The 1233-nt window shown below is 35.6% G+C and carries 1 protein-coding gene; it reads left to right on the top strand.

What is annotated here, in order from left to right:
- Positions 1-735 precede the first annotated feature (735 nt).
- A partial coding sequence (locus ACOMCU_RS27995; RefSeq protein WP_421052295.1) for a TerC family protein occupies positions 736-1233 on the top strand: 498 nt, incomplete at its 3' end.

The following is a 1233-nucleotide window of genomic DNA, read 5'->3' as shown; positions in this document are numbered from 1 at the left end:
GGTTGCGTTCTGCAGCTACGATTAATACTTCAGCTCTTTCATGCGGCCAATTAAATGAACGTGCATCAAATCTTCCACTTTAATCTGTACATTCCTTGAGTAGAATTTGTGTAGAAACTTTTCATTCCTTTTCTAACGTATTCTCAAAAAAAGGAAAAGCGCCTCAAACCCTTGATATTAAAGGATTTGAAGCGCTTTTCAGTTGGTTCAAACTTATTCTATCTGAACCTTGATACGTCCCAGGAGGGAATTTAACATTCAGCTAAAGTATTGGTATTACTGGATTTTCAAATTGGTTGTGTAGAAAATGTGTAGAGTGAAAATGAATGAATATTTATTCTACCTTTATACATGGTGCGTAATTGAATCACTAGCTCTTATAAACAAAAATTAACTACAACAATGTTCCAAGTAGACGTCATCATAGAAACCAGTGGAAGAGCGTGCCTCCACGTTGATTTGATAAGGTACAATACCCGTTTTTCAACGAAAGGTGTTTTTATTTGTCTCAATTTTTTAGGTCAGTGCGGAATGAGGAGGGTTTTTTGTCTTGCGCATTTTTAGTATAACATGAAGTTCTTGAAATTCTATTAGCTGGTTAGTTTTATAAAATCCAAAGACACTTTTTTGTTTTCTTTTCAATATTCTCTAAGTATACTTAGTGGCTAATTAGGAAATTCTATAATTATCGAGACTTTACCTGTCATTATATTTAAAAGGTTGGGGATTTTTTTAATGGAGTCAATATGGTTAGAGTATGCCTGGGCATTGATAATTCTAATAGGATTAGAGGGATTATTATCAGCAGACAATGCTCTAGTACTTGCAGTTATTGCCAAGCATTTACCCGAAGAACAGAAAAAAAGAGCTATAAATTACGGAATAATTTTGGCTGTCGTTTTCAGATTTGCTGCACTTTTTGCTATTTCCTTTATTGCGAATGTCTGGCAGATCCAAGCAATAGGAGCAGTCTATCTTCTTTATCTAGGATTAAAACATGTCATTAAGGCACTGTTTGGGAAAGATAACAAGAATTTTCATAAGGACGATGAAAAGGAAGTCGCTGGTAAAGGTTTTGGTCCAACTGTTGGGAAGATTGCATTAGCTGACCTTGCTTTTGCAATCGATTCAATACTAGCTGCAGTTGCTATAGCTCTCGGTCTTCCTGATTCTCCCTTAGATGATTTTGGAGGTATGGATGGAGGGCAATTTATTGTTGTTGTTCTTGGAGGA

Source organism: Lysinibacillus sp. UGB7 (assembly GCF_049058285.1).
Taxonomy (GTDB): Bacteria; Bacillota; Bacilli; order Bacillales_A; family Planococcaceae; genus Lysinibacillus; species Lysinibacillus sphaericus_B.
This window is presented reverse-complemented; position numbering and strand designations above follow the sequence as displayed.